Origin of the sequence: Bradyrhizobium diazoefficiens USDA 110, assembly GCF_000011365.1 — a bacterium.
GTDB lineage: Bacteria > Pseudomonadota > Alphaproteobacteria > Rhizobiales > Xanthobacteraceae > Bradyrhizobium > Bradyrhizobium diazoefficiens.
Genome location: NC_004463.1, coordinates 6566354 through 6583622 on the forward strand (window position 1 = coordinate 6566354; position 17269 = coordinate 6583622).

Genomic DNA, 17269 nt, shown 5'->3' on the forward strand with positions numbered 1-17269 from the left:
CCACGTCCCGACAATGGCCGTCTGATACCCATGCCAGCGGCGGCGTGCAACGGATGCCAACCCGGAAAGATCAGCCATGACCGCCCATTACGACGCCCTCGAGACGCGCGAGCAAGCCGCGCGCGAGGCCGAGCTGTTTTCGCGCCTGCCGGGCGTGCTGCGCAACGCGATAACGGCGCCCGCCTATGCCGAGCGGCTCAAAGGCGTGGATCCGGCCACGGTGACCACGCGCGCGGCGCTGGCGCGCCTGCCGGTGCTGCGCAAGTCGGAACTGCCGGCCCTGCACAAGGCCTCCGCGCCCTTCGGCGGCTTCGTGGCGGCGGCACCGGGCTCGTTCGCCCGGCTCTTCACCTCCCCGGGCCCGATCTTCGAGCCGGAGGGCCGGCAGGCCGATCCCTGGCGCGGCGCACGGGCGCTGTTCGCGGCTGGGTTCCGGCCCGATGACATCGTGCTCAACACCTTCAGCTACCACCTCACCCCCGGCGGCTTCATCTTCGATGCTTCGGCGCGCGCGCTCGGCTGCGCGGTGATCCCGGCCGGGCCCGGCAATACCGAGCAGCAATTCGAGCTGATCGAGGCCTACCGGCCGGTCGGCTATAGCGGCACGCCCGACTTCCTGAAGATCCTGCTCGATGCAGCGGCGACCGCGGGCCGCGACGTCTCCTCGATCAAGCGCGCGCTGGTCTCGGGTGCGGCCTTCCCGCCCTCGCTCCAGGCCGAGATCAAGGCGCGCGGCATCGACGCCTACCAGGCCTTCGGCACCGCCGATCTCGGCCTCATCGCCTTCGAGACGGAGGCGCGCGAGGGCATGGTCGTGAACGAAGGCCTGATCATGGAGATCGTCAAGCCCGGCACCGGCGATCCCGTTGCGGAAGGCGATGTCGGCGAGATCGTCGTCACCTCACTCGACCCGCACCATCCCTGGATCCGCCTCGCACTCGGCGACCTCACCGCGGCGCTGCCGGGCCCCGAGCAGATGCGGTCGCACCAACATGCGGATCAAGGGCTGGATGGGCCGCGCAGACCAGACCACCAAGGTCAAGGGCATGTTCGTCCGTCCCGAGCAGGTCGCCGAGATCAGCAAGCGGCATTCCGCACTCGGCCGCCTGCGTCTCGTCGTCACGCGCCAGGGCGAGACCGATGCGATGACGCTGAAGGCGGAAACGGCGGCAGCAAGCGAGGCTCTGCGCGAGGAGATCGCGGGCACGCTGCGGATGGTGACAAAGCTCGGTGGCGCGGTCGAGCTGGTCGGCCCCGGCACGCTGCCGAACGACGGCAAGGTGATCGCGGACGAGCGGTAACCCAAGCCCGCCTTCGACGGCGATGCAAAATCGCACATCATTGGCGATTCTCCCCCGGCAGGTGGGCATTTCGGCCCCGTTTGGATCGCCTTGGGGGCGCGCCAGCGGAACCTTGCATCACCCCACCGGCTCCCGTATTACCGGGCGGTGAACAAACCGGGCATGCGCCTTCATTGCAGCCGGCAGAATCCGGCTTTCCCTGGACCTAAAACGTGCTTGAGCGAACCCTCGTCACCATCGCCGAGACAGAGACGATTGAGGAAGCCTTCCGGCGCCTCAACGCCAACAGGCTCGGCATCCTCTTTGCGCAGGAATCGGGCGGACGAATCGTCGGCGCAGTGACCGATGGCGACATCCGCCGGCGGATGCTGACGGGCATCACGATTCACGACCAGGTAGCAGCCTGCATCAACCGCAACTTCGTCTGGGCACAGGCCGGAGGACCACGGGAGCAGATTCTCAAACTGCTCGACCAGCGCGTGCACGTCGTCCCCATCCTCGACACCGACGGCCGGCTGGTCGACGTGTTCAGCCGCGAGCTGTTCAACCTCTCGGAGGAGAGCGAGGTTTTCGCGCGCGCCCGCTCGCCGGTCCGCATCTCCTTCTCCGGCGGCGGCACCGATCTCACGCACTACTTCGTGGAGAATGATGGCGGCGCGGTGATCAACGCCACGATCAAGATGTATGCGCATGCGACGTTGCGGCGCCGGAGCGATCCCCGCATCCGGATTTATTCGCACGATTTTCGCTGCACGGTCGAGGCCGGCAGTCTCGCCGAGCTCGGCACGGGCGGCGATCTCGCCCTGATCAAATCGGTGGTGCGCCTGATCAAGCCGACCTACGGGTTCGACCTCGAAGTCTCCGCCGATTTCCCGGTCGGCTCCGGCCTCGGTGGCTCGGCGGTGGTCTCCTCCGCCATCATCGGATGCTTCAACGAATTCCGCGGCGACCAGTGGGATCGCCACGAGATCGCGGAAATGGCGTTCCAGGCCGAGCGGCTGATGCTCAACATTCCCGGCGGCTGGCAGGATCAATATGCCACCGTGTTCGGCGGCTTCAACCACATGGAGTTCTCCTCCGACCAGAACACCATCGTACCGCTACGTCTCGACCCCAACATCATTGCCGAGCTCGAGGAGAGCCTGGTGCTCTGCTACAGCGGGGGAGGTCATGACTCCGGCGCGATTCATCGCGACCAGAAAGCTCAGCACGAGACGGCCGACGCGGTGACCGCCGCTGCCAAGCAGAAGGAGGTGACGCGCGAGATCCGCAAGCATCTCCTTCGCGGCCGGCTGCTGGATTGCGGACGCCTCATCGACGAAGCCTGGCACGCCAAGCGCAAGCTCAGCTCCAAGATCTCTTCAAGCGAGCTCGACGCCATCTACGATTTCGCCAAGTCGAACGGCGCCGTCGGCGGCAAACTGCTGGGCGCCGGCGGCGGCGGCTACTTCATGTTCTTCGTGCGTCCGTTCGAGCGCTACCAGCTCATCGCGTCGCTGGAACAGCAGGGGCATAACTGCTCGCGCATCATGTTCGAAGAGAACGGGCTGCGGACGTGGAAATCGCGCTTTCCCGCGCGCTCCACCTGACGCATGTGAGACGAGAATGTTGATGATACCGCCCAAACAGCCAGCTCCGATCCGTATCGGCAACCGCCTTCTGGGTGACGGCGAGCCTTGCTACGTCATCGCCGAGGTCGGCAACAACCATAACGGCGATTTCGACCGCGCCATCGCACTGGTCGATGCGGCGGTCGCGGCCGGCGCGGACTGCGCCAAATTCCAGATGCGAAAGCTCGACGAGGTCTACCGCGCCTCCTCGCTCTCCGGAAAGGACGACGACCTCGCCGTCGAATACACGCTCGATCTGCTCCGCCGCTTCGAGCTGACGACGGAGCAGCAGAAGAAGATCGCCGACTACTGCGCCTCGAAGGGCATTCAGTATCTCTGCACGCCCTGGGATGCGAAGAGCGTCGCAGTGCTCGAGGGCTTCGGCGTGCAAGCCTACAAGGTCGCCTCCGCCGACCTGACCAACCTTCCCCTGCTCGCCAGGCTGATCGCGACCGGCAAGACGCTGATCGTCTCGACCGGCATGAGCACGACGGAGGAAATCAAGGCCGCGGCAGAATTCCTCGACGAGCGCAAAGCGGGTTATGTGCTGCTGCACTGCCAGAGCACCTATCCCGCGGCCCTGCACAACATCCATCTGCGCTTCATGGATACGCTGCGGGAGATCCACCCGCTCGTCGGCTATTCCGGCCATGAGCGCGGTACCGCGGTATCGACCGCGGCGGTCGCCCTCGGTGCGATCGTGATCGAGCGCCACATCACGCTCGACCGCGAGATGGAGGGCCCGGACCATGCCGCGAGCCTGGAGCCGGAAGAGTTCAAGGCGCTCGTCACCGGCATCCGCGAGGTGGAAGCGGCGCGCGGCGAAAAGCTCGCCGAGCGCGCGCTCAGCCAGGGCGAGTTGATCAACCGCGAAAACCTCGCAAAGAGCCTCGTCGCTGCGCGCGACATCGAAGCCGGCACGGTCATCTCCGACGACGACATCGCCGTGAAGAGCCCTGGCCAGGGCCTGTCACCGCTGAAGATGCCGGCCCTGATCGGCAAGATTCTCAAGCGCAAGATGGCGGCCGACGATTATTTCTTCCAGAGCGACCTCGACGAGGGCGCCGCGAAGGCGCGCCGTTACCGTTTCGACCGCCCCTGGGGCGTGCCGGTGCGCTACCACGACACCGAGCGCTTCCTGGAAATCTGCGAGCCCGACATCATCGAATTCCATCTCAGCTACAGCGACATGGAGCGCGATCCGGCGGCGTATCTCTCCGGCACCTATGATCTCGGCTTCGTCGTGCATGCCCCGGAGCTGTTCGCCGGCTCCAAGCTGATGGACCTCGCCACGCCGGACGAGGCGTTGCGCCGCTATTCGCTCGAGCAGACGCAGGCGGTGATCGACATCACCCGCGGCCTCAAGAAGTTCTTTCCCAAGACGAAACGCCCGCCGATCGTCGCCAATATCGGCGGCTTCACCATGGACGAGCCGCTGCCGCCGGAAGAGAAGGCCGAGCGTTACAGGATCTTTGCGCAGAGCCTGAAAGAGCTCGACATGGACGGTGTCGAGCTGACGCCGCAGACTATGGCGCCCTTCCCCTGGCACTTCGGCGGCCAGCGGCACCAGAACATCTTCATCTTCCCGGAGGAGTCGGCCGCCTTCTGCGCCAGGCATGATCTGCGTATGTGCGTCGACATCTCCCACACCAAGCTCGCTGCCAACCATTTCGGCTTCGACTTCGCGCAAGGCCTCGCCCAGCTCGGCCCCCATACCGCGCATCTGCATTTCGGCGACGCCAAGGGACTGGACGGTGAAGGCCTCCAGGTCGGCGAAGGCGAGATCGATTTCGACGAGATCGGAAAAGTGCTGCGCAAGCATGCGCCCACCGCATCGTTCATTCCCGAGATCTGGCAGGGCCACAAGAACATGGGCGAAGGCTTCTGGACCGCGCTCGAACGTCTTGAGGGACACATCTGATGGCGCGCAAGACGCTGGCCGTGATCGCTGCACGCGGCGGCTCCAAAGGCATCCCGCACAAGAACCTGCTCGATCTCTGCGGCAAGCCGCTGATCGCCTGGACGGTCGAGCAGGCGCGTGCCGCGCAGGGCGTCGACGTGGTGGCGGTCTCGTCCGACAGCGACAAGATTCTGCAGGCGGCGGAAGCCGCCGGCGCGGTGGGCGTGCGGCGTCCCGACGACATTTCGGGCGACCTCGCCTCCTCCGAGTCCGCCTGGCTGCATGCGCTCAACGCCATCGACGAGCGGATGGGCCGCTTCGAGCGCATCGTCGCGCTCCAGGCGACCTCTCCGATCCGCGAACCCGACGACATCGAGAAGGCGCTTGCGACCTTCGATCGCGAGCATCTCGACAGCCTGCTCTCGGTCTGCGAGGTCGAGGACTATTTCAACTGGCGCATCGGCCAAAACGGGCCGGAGCCGATCAACTACGACTATCACAACCGCCGCATGCGGCAGCAGATCGAGAAGCGTTACCTGGAGAACGGCTCGTTCTACGTATTGATTCCTTCACTCCTGCGCGAACAGAACAATCGTCTCGGCGGCAAGATCGGCTTTCACCTGATGGAGCGCCACAAGATGTTCCAGATCGACCGCCCCGAAGACGTCAAGCTCTGTGGGGCCATCATGCGCAGTTACGGCTATGCCTGATCTCAGCGCCTTCTCTCTCGCAGGCAAGATCGCGGTCGTGACAGGCGCCTCGCGCGGCATTGGCGCTGCGATTGCGAGCGGCCTGAAGGAGGCCGGCGCCACGGTATTCGGTCTCAGCCGTTCCGGGACTGCGCCGCAGGGCGTGACCGCGATTGCCTGCGATCTCTCCGATGATGCCGCGATCGGGCGTGCTTTCAACGCCATCGCGGCGCAAGGCGGACGTATCGACGCGTTGGTCAACGCGGCCGGCATCAGCCTTCCTCCGCAGAGCGCCGAAAGTGAGCTGGCGCGCTTCCGCGCTACGGTCGCGACCGACCTCACCGGCGTCTACGCCACGATCCTTGCCGCCTATCCGCTTCTGAAGACGACGGGCTCGGCCGCGATCGTCAACGTCACCAGCATCAACTCGATCCGCGGTTTCCCCGGCAATCCCGGCTATGTCGCGGCGAAAGCCGGACTCGCCGGGCTGACGCGCGCGCTGGCCGCCGACTATGCGCCCGATGGCGTCCGCGTCAACGCGCTGGCGCCGGGTTATGTCGCAACCGAGATGACCGCGAAGAGCTATGCCGATCCCGCCATGCACGAAGATCGGCGCCGCCACACCATGCTCGGCCGCTGGGGACAGCCCGCGGACATGGTGGGCGCAGCGATCTTCCTGGCGTCGGACGCGTCGGCCTATGTGACGGGCCAGGAGATCTTCGTCGACGGCGGCTGGACCGCCAAGGGCCTCGCCATCAGCTCGGATAGCAAATCGTGACCGCAACGCTGCAACGTATCGGGTTCATGCAGGGACGCCTGTCGGCCCTGGTCGACGGCAAGATCCAGGCGTTCCCGTGGAATGAATGGCGCGAGGAATTTCCCCGCGCGAAGGCGCTCGGCCTGACGCGGATGGAATGGACCATCGATCAGGAGCGGCTGCGGGAAAATCCGCTCACGACCGAATCCGGCCAGGCGGAGATCAACGCCCTGGCACGCGAGAACGGTCTGCGCATTCCGAGCCTGACTGGGGACTGCTTCATGCAGGCGCCGTTCTGGAAGGTCGACGCCGTCGTGCGCGACGCGCTCGTCAACGATCTCGATCTGCTGATCGCCGCCTGTAGCCGGATCGGCATCGAATTCGTCGTGATTCCGCTGGTCGACAACGGCAAGATCGAACGCGAGAGCGAGAGCGATACGCTCAAGCGGGTGCTGATCGCCCGCCGCGAACAGCTTGCCAGACAGAACGTCAAGATCGTCTTCGAATCCGATCTGCCGCCGCGCGATCTCGCCCGGTTCATGGAGGCGTTCCCGGCAGACGTCTTCGGCATCAACTACGACAGCGGCAACAGCGCCTCGCTCGGCTATGACAGCAGCGAGGAGATCGAGGCCTACGCGCCGCGCATTCTCAATGTGCACGTGAAGGACCGCATTCGCGGCGGCACCACCGTGCCGCTCGGCACCGGCAACGCCGATCTCGCCGAGACGATCCGGCTGATCGAGCGCTCCGGCTACGAGGGTCAGTATATCCTGCAAACCGCACGCGCCGCCGACGGCGACCACGCGGGCGCGCTCGCCAGATATCGCGACATGACGGTCGGCTGGATCGAGGACGCGATGCGATGAAGCTCGAGCTCGACGATCGCGTCGCCCTCGTCACCGGCGCCAGCCGCGGCATCGGCCTTGCCATTGCCGTTGCCCTTGCCGCCGAGGGAGCGAAGGTCGCGCTGGCTGCGCGCGGCTCGGATGCGCTGAACGCGGCGCGCGCGACCGTCGGCGGAGACAGCTCGATCCATATCGCCGACGTCACCGATCCCGCCGCCGCCGCGGCACTGGTGCAGGACGTCGACAAGCAATGGGGCCGCCTCGACATCCTCGTCTGCAACGTCGGTAGCGGCGCCTCCATGCCGCCGGGCAAGGAAACCGCGGCGGAATGGTCGCGGGTGATGGACCTCAATTTCTTCGCCACCACCAACACGATCGACGCCGCACGCCCGCTGATGGCGCGCGGCAGCGGCGACCGGTCCATCATCTGCATCTCCTCGATCGCAGGCATGGCGGCGCTCGGCGCGCCCGTGACCTACTACGCCGCGAAAGCGGCGCTGAACGCGACCGTACGCGGACTGGCGCGGCCGCTGGCGCTCGAGGGCATCCGCATCAATGCGGTCGCGCCGGGCAATATCCTGGCCGCCGAGGGGACCTGGGCGCGCAAGCTCGCCGAGAACAAGGCCGCGGTCGAGGACATGCTGGCGCGCGAGGTGGCGCTGCGCCGGCTCGGCAGGCCGGAAGAGATCGCCGACCTCGTCGCGTTCCTCGCCTCGCCCCGCGCCGCCTTCATCACCGGCAGCGTCATGGTCGCCGATGGCGGCCAGTTGCGCAGCTGAACAGGAGCCCCCCGATGGCAAGCCCGTCCTCCCGCTATGACCTGACCGGCCGCACCGCGCTCGTGACCGGCGCCGGCGGCCTGCTCGGGCGGCAGCATGTCGCTGCACTTTCCGAGGCGGGGGCGCGCGTTATCGTCACCGAAATCGGCCTCGCGCAGGCCGAGGCGGCCGTCGCTGCGCTGAAGCAGAGCACGCCCTCTGCCGATCTGATCGCGCTGGCGCTCGATGTCACCGCGCAGGACTCGGTACGCGCCGCGAACGAACAGCTGGCGAGCCGCGGCGTCACCGTCGACATTCTCGTCAACAACGCGGCCATCGATCCGAAGGTGACGTCGAGCCCCGGCGTCATGCACTCCTCGCGCTTCGAAGCGTTCCCGGTGCCGCAATGGCAGACCGAGATCGCGGTGGGCCTGACCGGGGCGATGCTGTGCGCGCAGGAATTCGGCGGCCAGATGGCCAAACGCGGCCGCGGCGTGATCCTCAACATCGCCTCCGATCTCGGCGTGATCGCGCCGGACCAGCGGCTCTACCGCCAGCCGCATGTGACGCGCGAGGAGGAGCAGCCGGTCAAGCCCGTGACCTACTCGGTGATCAAGCACGGGCTGATCGGTTTGACGAAGTATCTGGCGACCTACTGGGCCGACCACGGCGTGCGCGTCAACGCGATCTCGCCGGGCGGCGTCTTCAACAACCAGGACCCCGCCTTCGTGGAACGTCTCACCCGCCTGATCCCGATGGGGCGCATGGCCGAGGTCGACGAATATCGCGCCGCGGTCCAGTTCCTCTGCTCGGATGCCTCGAGCTACATGACCGGGCAGAACCTCGTTATGGATGGCGGGCGGAGCGTGTGGTAGCGGCTCGCACCGCTGCCGGCCAAACTCATAGCGTGGCAATCCGGCGAGACGTCGCCTCCACCCGCGCCCACAGCGCGATGATGTTGCGCTGACGCTGCGCGTGGCTTGCGTCGTCAGCGTCGAGCGAGCGGCACAAACGTGCAAGCACATCGACCCTGGGATCTCGAACATTCACAACGGCCTGCCTCACCGACGCAAAGGGATCGGATAGGTCCACGACGGCGGGCCCGCGTTCGTCTGCCGCGATCCTGAAGCAGGTCTTCGTGGAGCGACTGTCGACCCGCAGCGCAAACGGCGGCAGGGCCTGTGCAGTGAAGACCGCCTCCCAGGACGCCGTCTCGCCATCCGAGGGGCCGCCAACCACCGACGACGAGACATCGTCGTAGCTGAGCTCTGCAAGAAGCGCGATCAGATGGATGCCGTAGAAGCGGAGTGCGCCGCCGCCACTGGCGTCGAACCGCTTCCAGTTTGCGAGATTGGCGCGATAGTGATGCGCCATGAAGCTCCAGTCCAGCGAAAGACCATCGGTTCCCTCGCAGAGCACCGCGCGGAGCCGCTCTGCCCACGGCATGAAACGAAAGGTGTAGCCGACGCGATAGCGCTTGCCGGCGTGCTCGAACGCCTCGATGAGCTGCGCCGCAAGCTGCGGCGTCGGCGCGACCGGCTTCTCCAGGATCAACTCGCGGATGTCGGGCATGTCTGCCAGCCGCGCCATCCAGCCGGCCTGATCGGCAGGACGAAGCGCAACCACTGCACCGCTCGCCTGCGCCAACGCCTCCTCGGTGCCGGGACACCAGGTCACCTCGGGCACATATTGGACGAGCTCGCTTCGCCCGCCGACCACCGCACGGTAGCGCTCCGGCAGCGCCACCTTCATCCCGCACTCGATCAGCGCAGGCAGATACCCATACATCCCGAAACCCGATCCGAGGATCGTGAAAACGGGCGCCTCAGGCATGGAAATCGTCCGCGCCGAGCACGTCGATCACCGGCCCCTTGTATCCGTTTTCCTGGAGATACTGACGGATCTCACGCGAGATGTGCCAGGCGAGATTGAGCAACGGCTTGCCCTGGTCGCCATGCGCGAACAATTCGTCGTCGGACACGATCGGAATGCGCGTGCCCGGCACATAGTGCCCGATCTTGATCGAGCCGGGTTTCTCGTGGACGGCCACGATCTCCTTTTCGGTCAGTCCCAGCAACTTGACCAGGATCGCCGCACGGCCCGGAAACGCCTTGGCCCTGACAGGACCATGTGCCGCAATGATCTTCTTCAGCTCTTCGCCCTTGCGCGCCTTCCAGAGTTCGACGTCGCGCGCGAGCTGGGCGAACTCGGCCCTGAAATTGTTTTCGCGCGCGACGATCTCGGCTGCGACGGCATCGCTCTTCGCCGCGTGTCCGAGAATGACGCGGATATTGCCGCCATACCGCGCGGGAAATTCGACATTGACGATGTCGAGGCCAAGCGATCTCGCGATAAAGCTGAACGATTTGTACGAATAGGTGCGCGGATGCTCGTGATAGAAAGTGTCGAACTGATGCCGGTCCAGCACCGCGCCGAGATAGTGGTTCTCGATCACGATCACCGTCTGAGGCCCGAGCAGCGCCTTCAGCGCCGCAAGCACGCCGTTCAGATCCTCGATATGCGCGAAGACGTTGGTGAAGGTGATGATGTCGGGCGTGCCGACTGCACGACGGATCTCGGCCGCGGTCTCCGTGCTGAGATAGTTCTGCACCACGAAATGGCCCTTCGCGGCGGCGTCCTGCGCCGCGCCGGTCGGCTCGATGCCGGCCGTTGTCGCGCCGGCCTCACGGAAGAAATCGAGCAGGCTGCCGTCGTTGCAACCGATGTCGAGCGCGATCTTGCCGGTCAGGGGTCCCATCCGCTCCGCGCAGGTCGCCACGAGACCCTTCATTCCCGAGAGCACATCGGCGGTGAAACGCGAGCGGTAATGATAGTCCTTGGGGAAAAGATCCTCTTTCGGAACCTGGAAGCGCTGATGGCCAGTGGCGCAAGTCGGGCAGAAATCGATCAGAATCGGATATTCGCGGCACTGGCGCGAATCGCCGACCGCCACCAGGTCGTCGCACAGGGGATGCAGGCCGAGATCGAGCACCGGCACGAGCTTGTCGTTGCCGCAGACCTCGCAACTCTTGATCTCGGTAAGCGGTCTCGTCGACGTGGTGGTCATCATATTGATCCGATTTGACAGGCGGCTAGTTCAGCCTGGTGTTCATGAATGCGTCGATCTGGTCAACCATCACTGGCCTGACCGCGGCGCCCTGCTCGAACGCCTTGTACCACTCCACCACGGCGGACGCGGCACGATCGAGGCCCCAACGCGGCGCCCAGCCGAGATGAGCCCGCGCCTTGGAGCTGTCCAGCGACAGCAGCCGCGCCTCGTGCGGATGCTGTCCCGGCTGCGGCATCTGCTGCGACGGAACGCCCCACAACAGCGCGAGGCGATCGACCAGCCAGCGCACCGTGCGCACGCTATCGGCGTCGGGGCCAAAATTCCATTCGCTGGAGAATGCAGCCGGATCGCGCCACAGATGCTCGGCGAGCAGAATGTAGCCCGACAGCGGCTCGAGCACGTGCTGCCAGGGCCGCACCGCATCGGGATTGCGGACCGGCACCGGCTGCCCGTTGCGGATCGCGGCGATCACATCGGGGACGAGACGATCCTGCGCCCAGTCGCCGCCACCGATCACATTGCCGGCGCGGGCGCTGGCGAAGCCGATCCGGTGAGTTCCGCTGAAGAACGAGGACCGATACGCCGCCGTGACCAGTTCCGCGCAGGCCTTGCTGCTGGAATAGGGATCCTTGCCGCCGAGCGGATCGGTCTCGCGGTAGCCCCACACCCATTCCTTGTTATCGTAGCATTTGTCGCTGGTGACGTTGACCACCACGCGCACGCCGGAGGTCCGCACCGCCTCGAAGACGTGCACGGTGCCCATGACGTTGGTCGCATAGGTGCCGACCGGATCGTCATAGGACGCCCGCACGATCGCCTGCGCCGCCATATGAAACACGATCTCGGGCTGGAATCGGTCGAACACCGCCTTGACCGCGAGTGGATCGCGGATATCAGCGAAGACCGATACGGTGTCCCGTGCAGTCTGCGCCAGGTCGAACAGGTTGGGGGTCGTCGACGGCGGCAGCGCGAGACCCGCGACCTCGGCGCCGAGATGGCGTAGCCACGCCACCATCCAGCCGCCTTTGAAGCCGGTGTGCCCGGTGACGAGAACGCGCTTCCCCGTCCAGAAAGTGGCGTTCATGGCCAGTGCTTCCACGGCGCCTGCCCGCTGTCCCAGAGTTGTTCGAGATGCAGCTTGTCCCGCAGCGTGTCCATCGCTTCCCAGAAGCCGGTGTGGCGGTAGGCCGCGAGCTGTCCGTCCTGCGACAGGCGCTTCAGCGGCTCCTGCTCCCAGATTGTGGCGTCGTCCCCGAGATAGTCGAAGATCGCCGGCTCCAGCACGAAGAAGCCGCCGTTGATCCAGCGACCGTCGCCCCGCGGTTTCTCCTCGAAATGCCGGACCACGTCGTCGCCGATGTCGAGCGCACCGAAACGCGCCGGCGGCTGGATGGCGGTGACCGTCGCATGGCGGCCGTGGGCGCGATGAAATTCGCGTAGCGCGCCGATATCGACGTCCGCGAGGCCGTCGCCATAGGTCATGCAGAACGTCTCGTTGCCGACATAGTCCCTGACGCGCTTGAGACGGCCGCCGGTCATGGTGTTGAGGCCGGTGTCAACCAACGTCACCTTCCAGTGCTCGGCGAACTTGTTGTGCACTTCCATCGCATTGTTGGCGAGGTCGAAGGTGACGTCCGCCATATGGAGGAAGTAGTTAGCGAAATATTCCTTGATGACGTAGGACTTGTAGCCACAGCAGATGATGAATTCGTCGATACCGTGCGACGAGAAGATCTTCATGATGTGCCACAGGATCGGCTTGCCGCCGATCTCGATCATGGGTTTCGGCTTGATGTGGCTCTCTTCGGTGATGCGAGTCCCGAAGCCACCTGCCAGAATCACGGCCTTCATGCTCATACCCGTCCAGCAGAAAACGTCACATCAGAACGATTAGTCTAGTCTTGTCAACAAGATCCAACTGTCCCCGCCTGTTCCCGGAACGGTTGAAGTTGCCGACTTACCTGCTAAAGAAACGATTAAAGGATGGCAACCCCACCACCGGCGCGCCAGTCCCCTCGGGCGGCCGCCGGCTGCCCGACTCCCCCCGCGGGGGGAGTAATCCCGCCCGATGGACGTCCTGGAGGATTGATGCGGAAGAAGATCAGCCTTGTGACGCCCTGCTACAACGAGGAGGCGGGAATCCGGGAATGCTACGCGGCGGTCAAGGAAATCTTCGACCGTGAGCTTCCGGGTTACGAGCGCGAGCACATCTTCTGCGATAACGCCTCGAGCGACCGGACGGTGGAGATTCTCAAGGAGATCGCAGCCGAGGATCCCTCGGTGAAGGTCATCGTGAACGCCCGGAATTTCGGCGTGTTGAGGAACACCTACAACGGCGTGCTGGCCTCGACAGGCGACGCCACCATATTGTTCATGCCCGCGGATTTGCAGGACCCGCCGTCGCTGATCCCGACTTTCGTCAAGCATTGGGAAGACGGCTATGAGATCGTGTTCGGCATCCGGGCGCGACGCGAGGAGCCGTTCCTGAGCCGCACGGCCCGCCACATGTACTACAAGATGATCAGCCGCATGTCCTATGTCGACTATCCGGCCGACGTCGGCGACTATCAGCTGGTCGACCGCAAGGTGCTCGACGCCATGAAGCAGTTCGAGGACGTCCAGCCCTTCATGCGCATGATGCCGTTCGAATGCGGCTTCCGCTCGATCGGCGTGCCCTACACCTGGCTCGCGCGAAAGCACGGCATATCCCGCAACCGGCTGTCGAGCCTGATCGACCAGGGGCTGCTCGGCGCCATCAGCTTCTCGACCGTGCCGCTACGTACCGCATTCTTCTTCGGACTGATCATCTCGTCGCTGAGCTTCGCCTATGCGTTCGTCGTGTTCCTGCTCAAGTTAGCCGGCTTCGACATCGGTCCGCACGGCATCCCCACGATCGTCATCGGCCTGTTCTTCTTCGGTGGCGTGCAGTTGTTTTTCCTCGGCGTGCTCGGCGAATATATCGTCGCGATCTACAACCAGGTCCGGCGACGGCCGATCGTTGTCGAGCGCGAACGGATCAATTTCTGACCGACCTGACGTCCGGTGACGCCCGGGCCTTCAGTGCCCGTCGGCCAGCGAGGCATCCTGGGTGGTCGTCACACCCCGGTCCGCAGCGCCTATTTCCAACAGTTTTCCGAGCCCTTCGCTGGCCACAAAAGCAAGCGCAGTCAGCGCAGGTATGATCAGTCGCGTCTCGGAAAAGTCGGCGATCACAAAGACGATCCCCACATGGACCAGACCTGCCGGAAGGACGACGGCCATCGTCCGCGTCAGCGCGAACGTCCTCACAATCACGATCGCGAGGACGGGGCTGGCGATCGCCACCGCAAGCTTCATGGTGAGCAGATTGACGACGAGTTTGGAGAAATAATCCCCATGCGTGATCAGGAACGATCTGAAGTCCGTTCCGGGGTGCATCCAGATCAGAATCTTCGGCACGGCTATCGAAATGCCGACGAGCAGGCCAAACAGGCCCCATTCCTTTGGCGTCGGCCATCGCCGCTCGAAAGCGGCGAGACTCAGAAGCACGAATGCCGAAGCGAACACGACATCGGTGCGGCCGAAACTGATGATCAACCCTGAAATAATCGCGGCTGGATACTGACGCGATACCAGCAAAAAGAGCTGCCAGAACAATCCGCCCGCAATAAAGACCGGGCCCATGCGTCCCGGATAGATCGCGATTTGCGTGTAGAACGCGAAAGTCAGCAGGCATAGCCATGACGCCGTCGGCGAAAGCAGCAGCGTCGCCAGTGCAAATACCGCAAGGAACGACAGCGAATCGAACATGTAGTTCGCGACGATGTGGGTATGGAACGTCGAGCCTCCCCGGGTGTGGTCGTCGCCAAGGATCTGGACGTAAACCTCGGTGATCCTGGCGATCAACGGCCGGATGACGCCTTCAACGGCGTCGATATGGGCAAATTCGCGCTCGTGATCGAGACTGAATTGCAACCGCTCGCGCAGCAGGTTTGCTTCGTGCGCGGTGATGGATAGCGCAAGACAGCAACAAACGAGCAGCCCCAGCACGACCGGATTGAAGAAACTCCTTCGAACCTTGAAGAGCAGCACGAGCGGAGCGAGAGCCGCACTCACGAAGAAGGCTATTCCGGCATATCGAAGCACGCCAGGCAGAAACCTGTCGGATATGTCGGCCCACCACCAGGCGATAACGAGAACATTCGAGATGAACCAGAATCCCATCACCAGGCCGAGGGATGGAGTCTTCATGCGCTCGTCGAAATTCAGCAATCGGCCAGGACCGCCGAGCGATGACAGCATAGACCCGCGCTCCGTCAATCGATTTCCAAATCAGTGTTGCAGGATGCCGGCGAGATTCATGTGAGCGGGACGCGAATGCTCGATGCCCAGGAGCGTCCGCCGGTTGTCGTTCGTGCGCTGCAAATGCAGGCTGGCGAGCGTGACCCCGGTGCAGGTGGTGACTGTGCTTCCGCGACCGCCGAACGGCTTGAGAAAGTCGAACACACAACTGCCGAACATATCCACGACCGACATCTCGCGTGCTCCGAGCGGCGGAATCTCGCCGAAGTCCGCCTCCAGTTCCTCGCCATCCTCGCGGATCAGCCGAGACGTCGGCCGGGCCGCATGAGCATATTCGGGATCGGAGGAATGATTGATCAGCAACAGGCTGCTGACGATGTCACTGGTCGCAATGATCTTCGGGTTAATGCCGGTAAATCCGACATGTGCCTTGAGCCTGCCCTCGTTCAACGGCCGGGCAAACGCTCCAGTGCGATAGATCGCGACGTTGTCCTGATCCACATAGGTCATGGAATAGCTGGCAGGCGAGGAGCGAAAGCCGTCCATGCGTCCGCGCGACATCACGGCGATGACCAAATAGTCGTCCTGCGGCAGCTTGAGCGTCGCGAAGAGGCGCGACAGCTCGATCTCGACGGTCGCACCCGGCGCATAGTTTTCAGGGAACTCGTAGGTCGCGCGGTAATCGCCCTGACGCGACAGGATGTGCAGCTTGAACCTGAGCTTCTTGCTGAATCCCGAAGCGACGAGGCTGGCGAGCTCGGGCACGAGGTCCTTGACCGTTTCGCGAAAGTTCTTGCGCAGGCTGCCGGCGATGAGGCTGCGAAGATACCTGATGTCGACCGGACGATACCAAGCAGGGATCGAGAACCCCATGCGCGACTCGACCCCAGCAAAGGTCGGGAACATGAACCTGGGCTCGTGAGGCCTCCAAGGAGTTGAAGAGAAACGTGTCACGGGCGCCGCCTCTAGAAATGATGCAAGCTGAACTTGCCGTTGGCAAATTCGTAGTAGCTGAACGGACTGGCGATATTGGTTCCCTTGAACTCCAGGGCAAATCCTTCATCCGCACCAATCAATCTTTCGGCCTCCGGGAAGAGGTCCAGCGTGCTGATGCGGACCGCGCCCATCGGCGCAATTTCCGGAAGCGCGCGCTCGCCCAGTGCGGTGCCATTCAGAGCCATGAGTCGAGCCGTACCCACCGAGGCGCCCTCGGACGCCATGCAGGAGTTCACGAGCACAACACCAGACTCCCTCAGGAAGCGCGTGAGATAGGACTGCATCCAGGCGGAGGTCGGGAACGGCGCTGCTGCGACGGGCTCGCGCTCGTGCGACAATGTTATTGCGCCGCGCTGCGAGAAATATTGTGCGTAGTAACCGGTCGTCACCTTTCGTCCGGGCCGAAGCTTGGTCTCATGTTTCGGCACCAAAGCCATCGCCACTGTTCCCGAAACGCGCGGACAAAGCCCCGATGTCTGCAGCTGCAACTGTCCGTTAACGCCGAGTTCCCTGTGGAAATATCCAGCCTGCTTGCCCGCTCCGTCGAACAACCAGACGTGGGCATCCACTTCCGGATGATCCTTCGTGAAGACCGAGAAGTAGTTGAATGCGCAGACTTCCGTCGTGACGGTCTCGTCGTTGCGCAGGTAGAGCACCGCGGGCGGATAGCCCCTTGCGACGGCCTCGCTGATCTGCAATTCACCGGGCATTCGACAGGACTCGGCGGGAGAGCAAGGAACCGGCACAGGCCGAATCGACCGGCGGCATTCTACAAATCATACGATGTCCCTGCCCGCATGCCAAAACGTCGGCGCGATCTCGGTGTCTGTTTACGCTCAGCCGAAAGGGGAATCAACCGGGAACGGCGCCGCAACGGGCGGGTTGGGAGATGTGGCTCGCCCCGAGCACGGTCGTCAAGCTCAAAGCAACCTGTCACTGTGGCAGCCGGAAAGCCTGACGGTCGGAAAAGATAACACTCTGTCCTCAAATGCGCGCGTTGCCGCCCGCCCTCGAATCCTTGCATTGCCCCTGCGGCTCCCGTATGACCGAAATCGGCTACTT

At 64.1% G+C, this 17269-nt stretch carries 15 protein-coding genes and 1 pseudogene; 9 read left to right on the forward strand and 7 right to left on the reverse strand.

The window, feature by feature from the left end; all coding sequences use genetic code 11:
• The first annotated feature begins 76 nt into the window (after positions 1-76).
• The 8 genes and pseudogenes from BJA_RS30215 (at position 77) to BJA_RS30250 (ending at position 8735) form a co-directional block, all read left to right on the forward strand.
• A pseudogene (locus BJA_RS30215) lies at positions 77-1301 on the forward strand (phenylacetate--CoA ligase family protein).
• A gap of 212 nt (positions 1302-1513) precedes the next feature.
• Positions 1514-2890 carry a CBS domain-containing protein gene (locus tag BJA_RS30220; RefSeq protein ID WP_011088711.1) on the forward strand — a complete coding sequence of 459 codons (1377 nt, stop codon included), beginning with the start codon at positions 1514-1516 and terminating at the stop codon, positions 2888-2890.
• Between the two features lie 22 nt (positions 2891-2912).
• Positions 2913-4832 carry an N-acetylneuraminate synthase family protein gene (locus BJA_RS30225; RefSeq protein ID WP_236842094.1) on the forward strand — a complete coding sequence of 640 codons (1920 nt, stop codon included), beginning with the start codon at positions 2913-2915 and terminating at the stop codon, positions 4830-4832.
• Positions 4832-5521, forward strand: coding sequence for an acylneuraminate cytidylyltransferase family protein (locus BJA_RS30230; protein WP_011088713.1), 690 nt, complete (start codon positions 4832-4834; stop codon positions 5519-5521). The genes BJA_RS30225 and BJA_RS30230 overlap by 1 nt, the downstream gene beginning before the upstream one ends.
• Positions 5514-6278, forward strand: a complete 765-nt coding sequence (locus tag BJA_RS30235) for an SDR family oxidoreductase (RefSeq protein WP_038967020.1) — start codon at positions 5514-5516, stop codon at positions 6276-6278. The genes BJA_RS30230 and BJA_RS30235 overlap by 8 nt, the downstream gene beginning before the upstream one ends.
• The gene (locus tag BJA_RS30240; protein ID WP_011088715.1) at positions 6275-7123 is read left to right on the forward strand and encodes a sugar phosphate isomerase/epimerase family protein; all 849 of its coding nucleotides are present in this window, start codon (positions 6275-6277) and stop codon (positions 7121-7123) included. Before BJA_RS30235 ends, BJA_RS30240 begins: the two co-directional genes overlap by 4 nt.
• The gene (locus BJA_RS30245; RefSeq protein WP_011088716.1) at positions 7120-7881 is read left to right on the forward strand and encodes an SDR family NAD(P)-dependent oxidoreductase; all 762 of its coding nucleotides are present in this window, start codon (positions 7120-7122) and stop codon (positions 7879-7881) included. The genes BJA_RS30240 and BJA_RS30245 overlap by 4 nt, the downstream gene beginning before the upstream one ends.
• 14 nt (positions 7882-7895) lie before the next feature.
• Entirely contained in the window at positions 7896-8735 is an 840-nt protein-coding gene (locus BJA_RS30250; protein WP_011088717.1) for an SDR family oxidoreductase, read from the forward strand.
• A 25-nt stretch (positions 8736-8760) separates the two neighbouring features.
• Here the strand turns inward: BJA_RS30250 and BJA_RS30255 are convergent, their stop codons facing one another.
• Genes BJA_RS30255 through rfbF form a run of 4 tightly spaced genes read right to left on the reverse strand, consistent with a single transcriptional unit; the run spans position 8761 to position 12781 of the window.
• Positions 8761-9693, reverse strand: coding sequence for a hypothetical protein (locus BJA_RS30255; RefSeq protein WP_011088718.1), 933 nt, complete (start codon positions 9691-9693; stop codon positions 8761-8763).
• Entirely contained in the window at positions 9686-10927 is a 1242-nt protein-coding gene (locus BJA_RS30260) for a class I SAM-dependent methyltransferase (protein ID WP_236842095.1), read from the reverse strand. The genes BJA_RS30255 and BJA_RS30260 overlap by 8 nt, the downstream gene beginning before the upstream one ends.
• Before the next feature lie 25 nt (positions 10928-10952).
• On the reverse strand, positions 10953-12014 hold the full coding sequence (gene rfbG / locus BJA_RS30265) for a CDP-glucose 4,6-dehydratase (RefSeq protein WP_038967024.1): 1062 nt from the start codon (positions 12012-12014) through the stop codon (positions 10953-10955).
• Positions 12011-12781 (reverse strand): glucose-1-phosphate cytidylyltransferase, encoded by a 771-nt coding sequence (gene rfbF, locus BJA_RS30270; protein WP_011088721.1) that lies wholly within the window; start codon positions 12779-12781, stop codon positions 12011-12013. Before rfbF ends, rfbG begins: the two co-directional genes overlap by 4 nt.
• A 237-nt stretch (positions 12782-13018) precedes the next feature.
• Here rfbF and BJA_RS30275 point away from each other — a divergent pair, with 237 nt between their 5' ends.
• Positions 13019-13957, forward strand: a complete 939-nt coding sequence (locus tag BJA_RS30275; RefSeq protein WP_038967019.1) for a glycosyltransferase family 2 protein — start codon at positions 13019-13021, stop codon at positions 13955-13957.
• 30 nt (positions 13958-13987) lie between these two features.
• On the opposite strand, the gene BJA_RS30280 is transcribed toward BJA_RS30275, so the two are convergent.
• The 3 genes from BJA_RS30280 to BJA_RS30290 all read right to left on the reverse strand — a co-directional run bounded on the left by BJA_RS30280 (position 13988) and on the right by BJA_RS30290 (position 16917).
• Positions 13988-15211 carry a hypothetical protein gene (locus tag BJA_RS30280; RefSeq protein WP_011088723.1) on the reverse strand — a complete coding sequence of 408 codons (1224 nt, stop codon included), beginning with the start codon at positions 15209-15211 and terminating at the stop codon, positions 13988-13990.
• A gap of 30 nt (positions 15212-15241) precedes the next feature.
• Positions 15242-16084 carry a hypothetical protein gene (locus tag BJA_RS30285; RefSeq protein ID WP_236842096.1) on the reverse strand — a complete coding sequence of 281 codons (843 nt, stop codon included), beginning with the start codon at positions 16082-16084 and terminating at the stop codon, positions 15242-15244.
• Between the two features lie 92 nt (positions 16085-16176).
• Positions 16177-16917, reverse strand: a complete 741-nt coding sequence (locus BJA_RS30290) for a hypothetical protein (protein WP_051000347.1) — start codon at positions 16915-16917, stop codon at positions 16177-16179.
• Between the last annotated feature and the right edge of the window lie 352 nt (positions 16918-17269).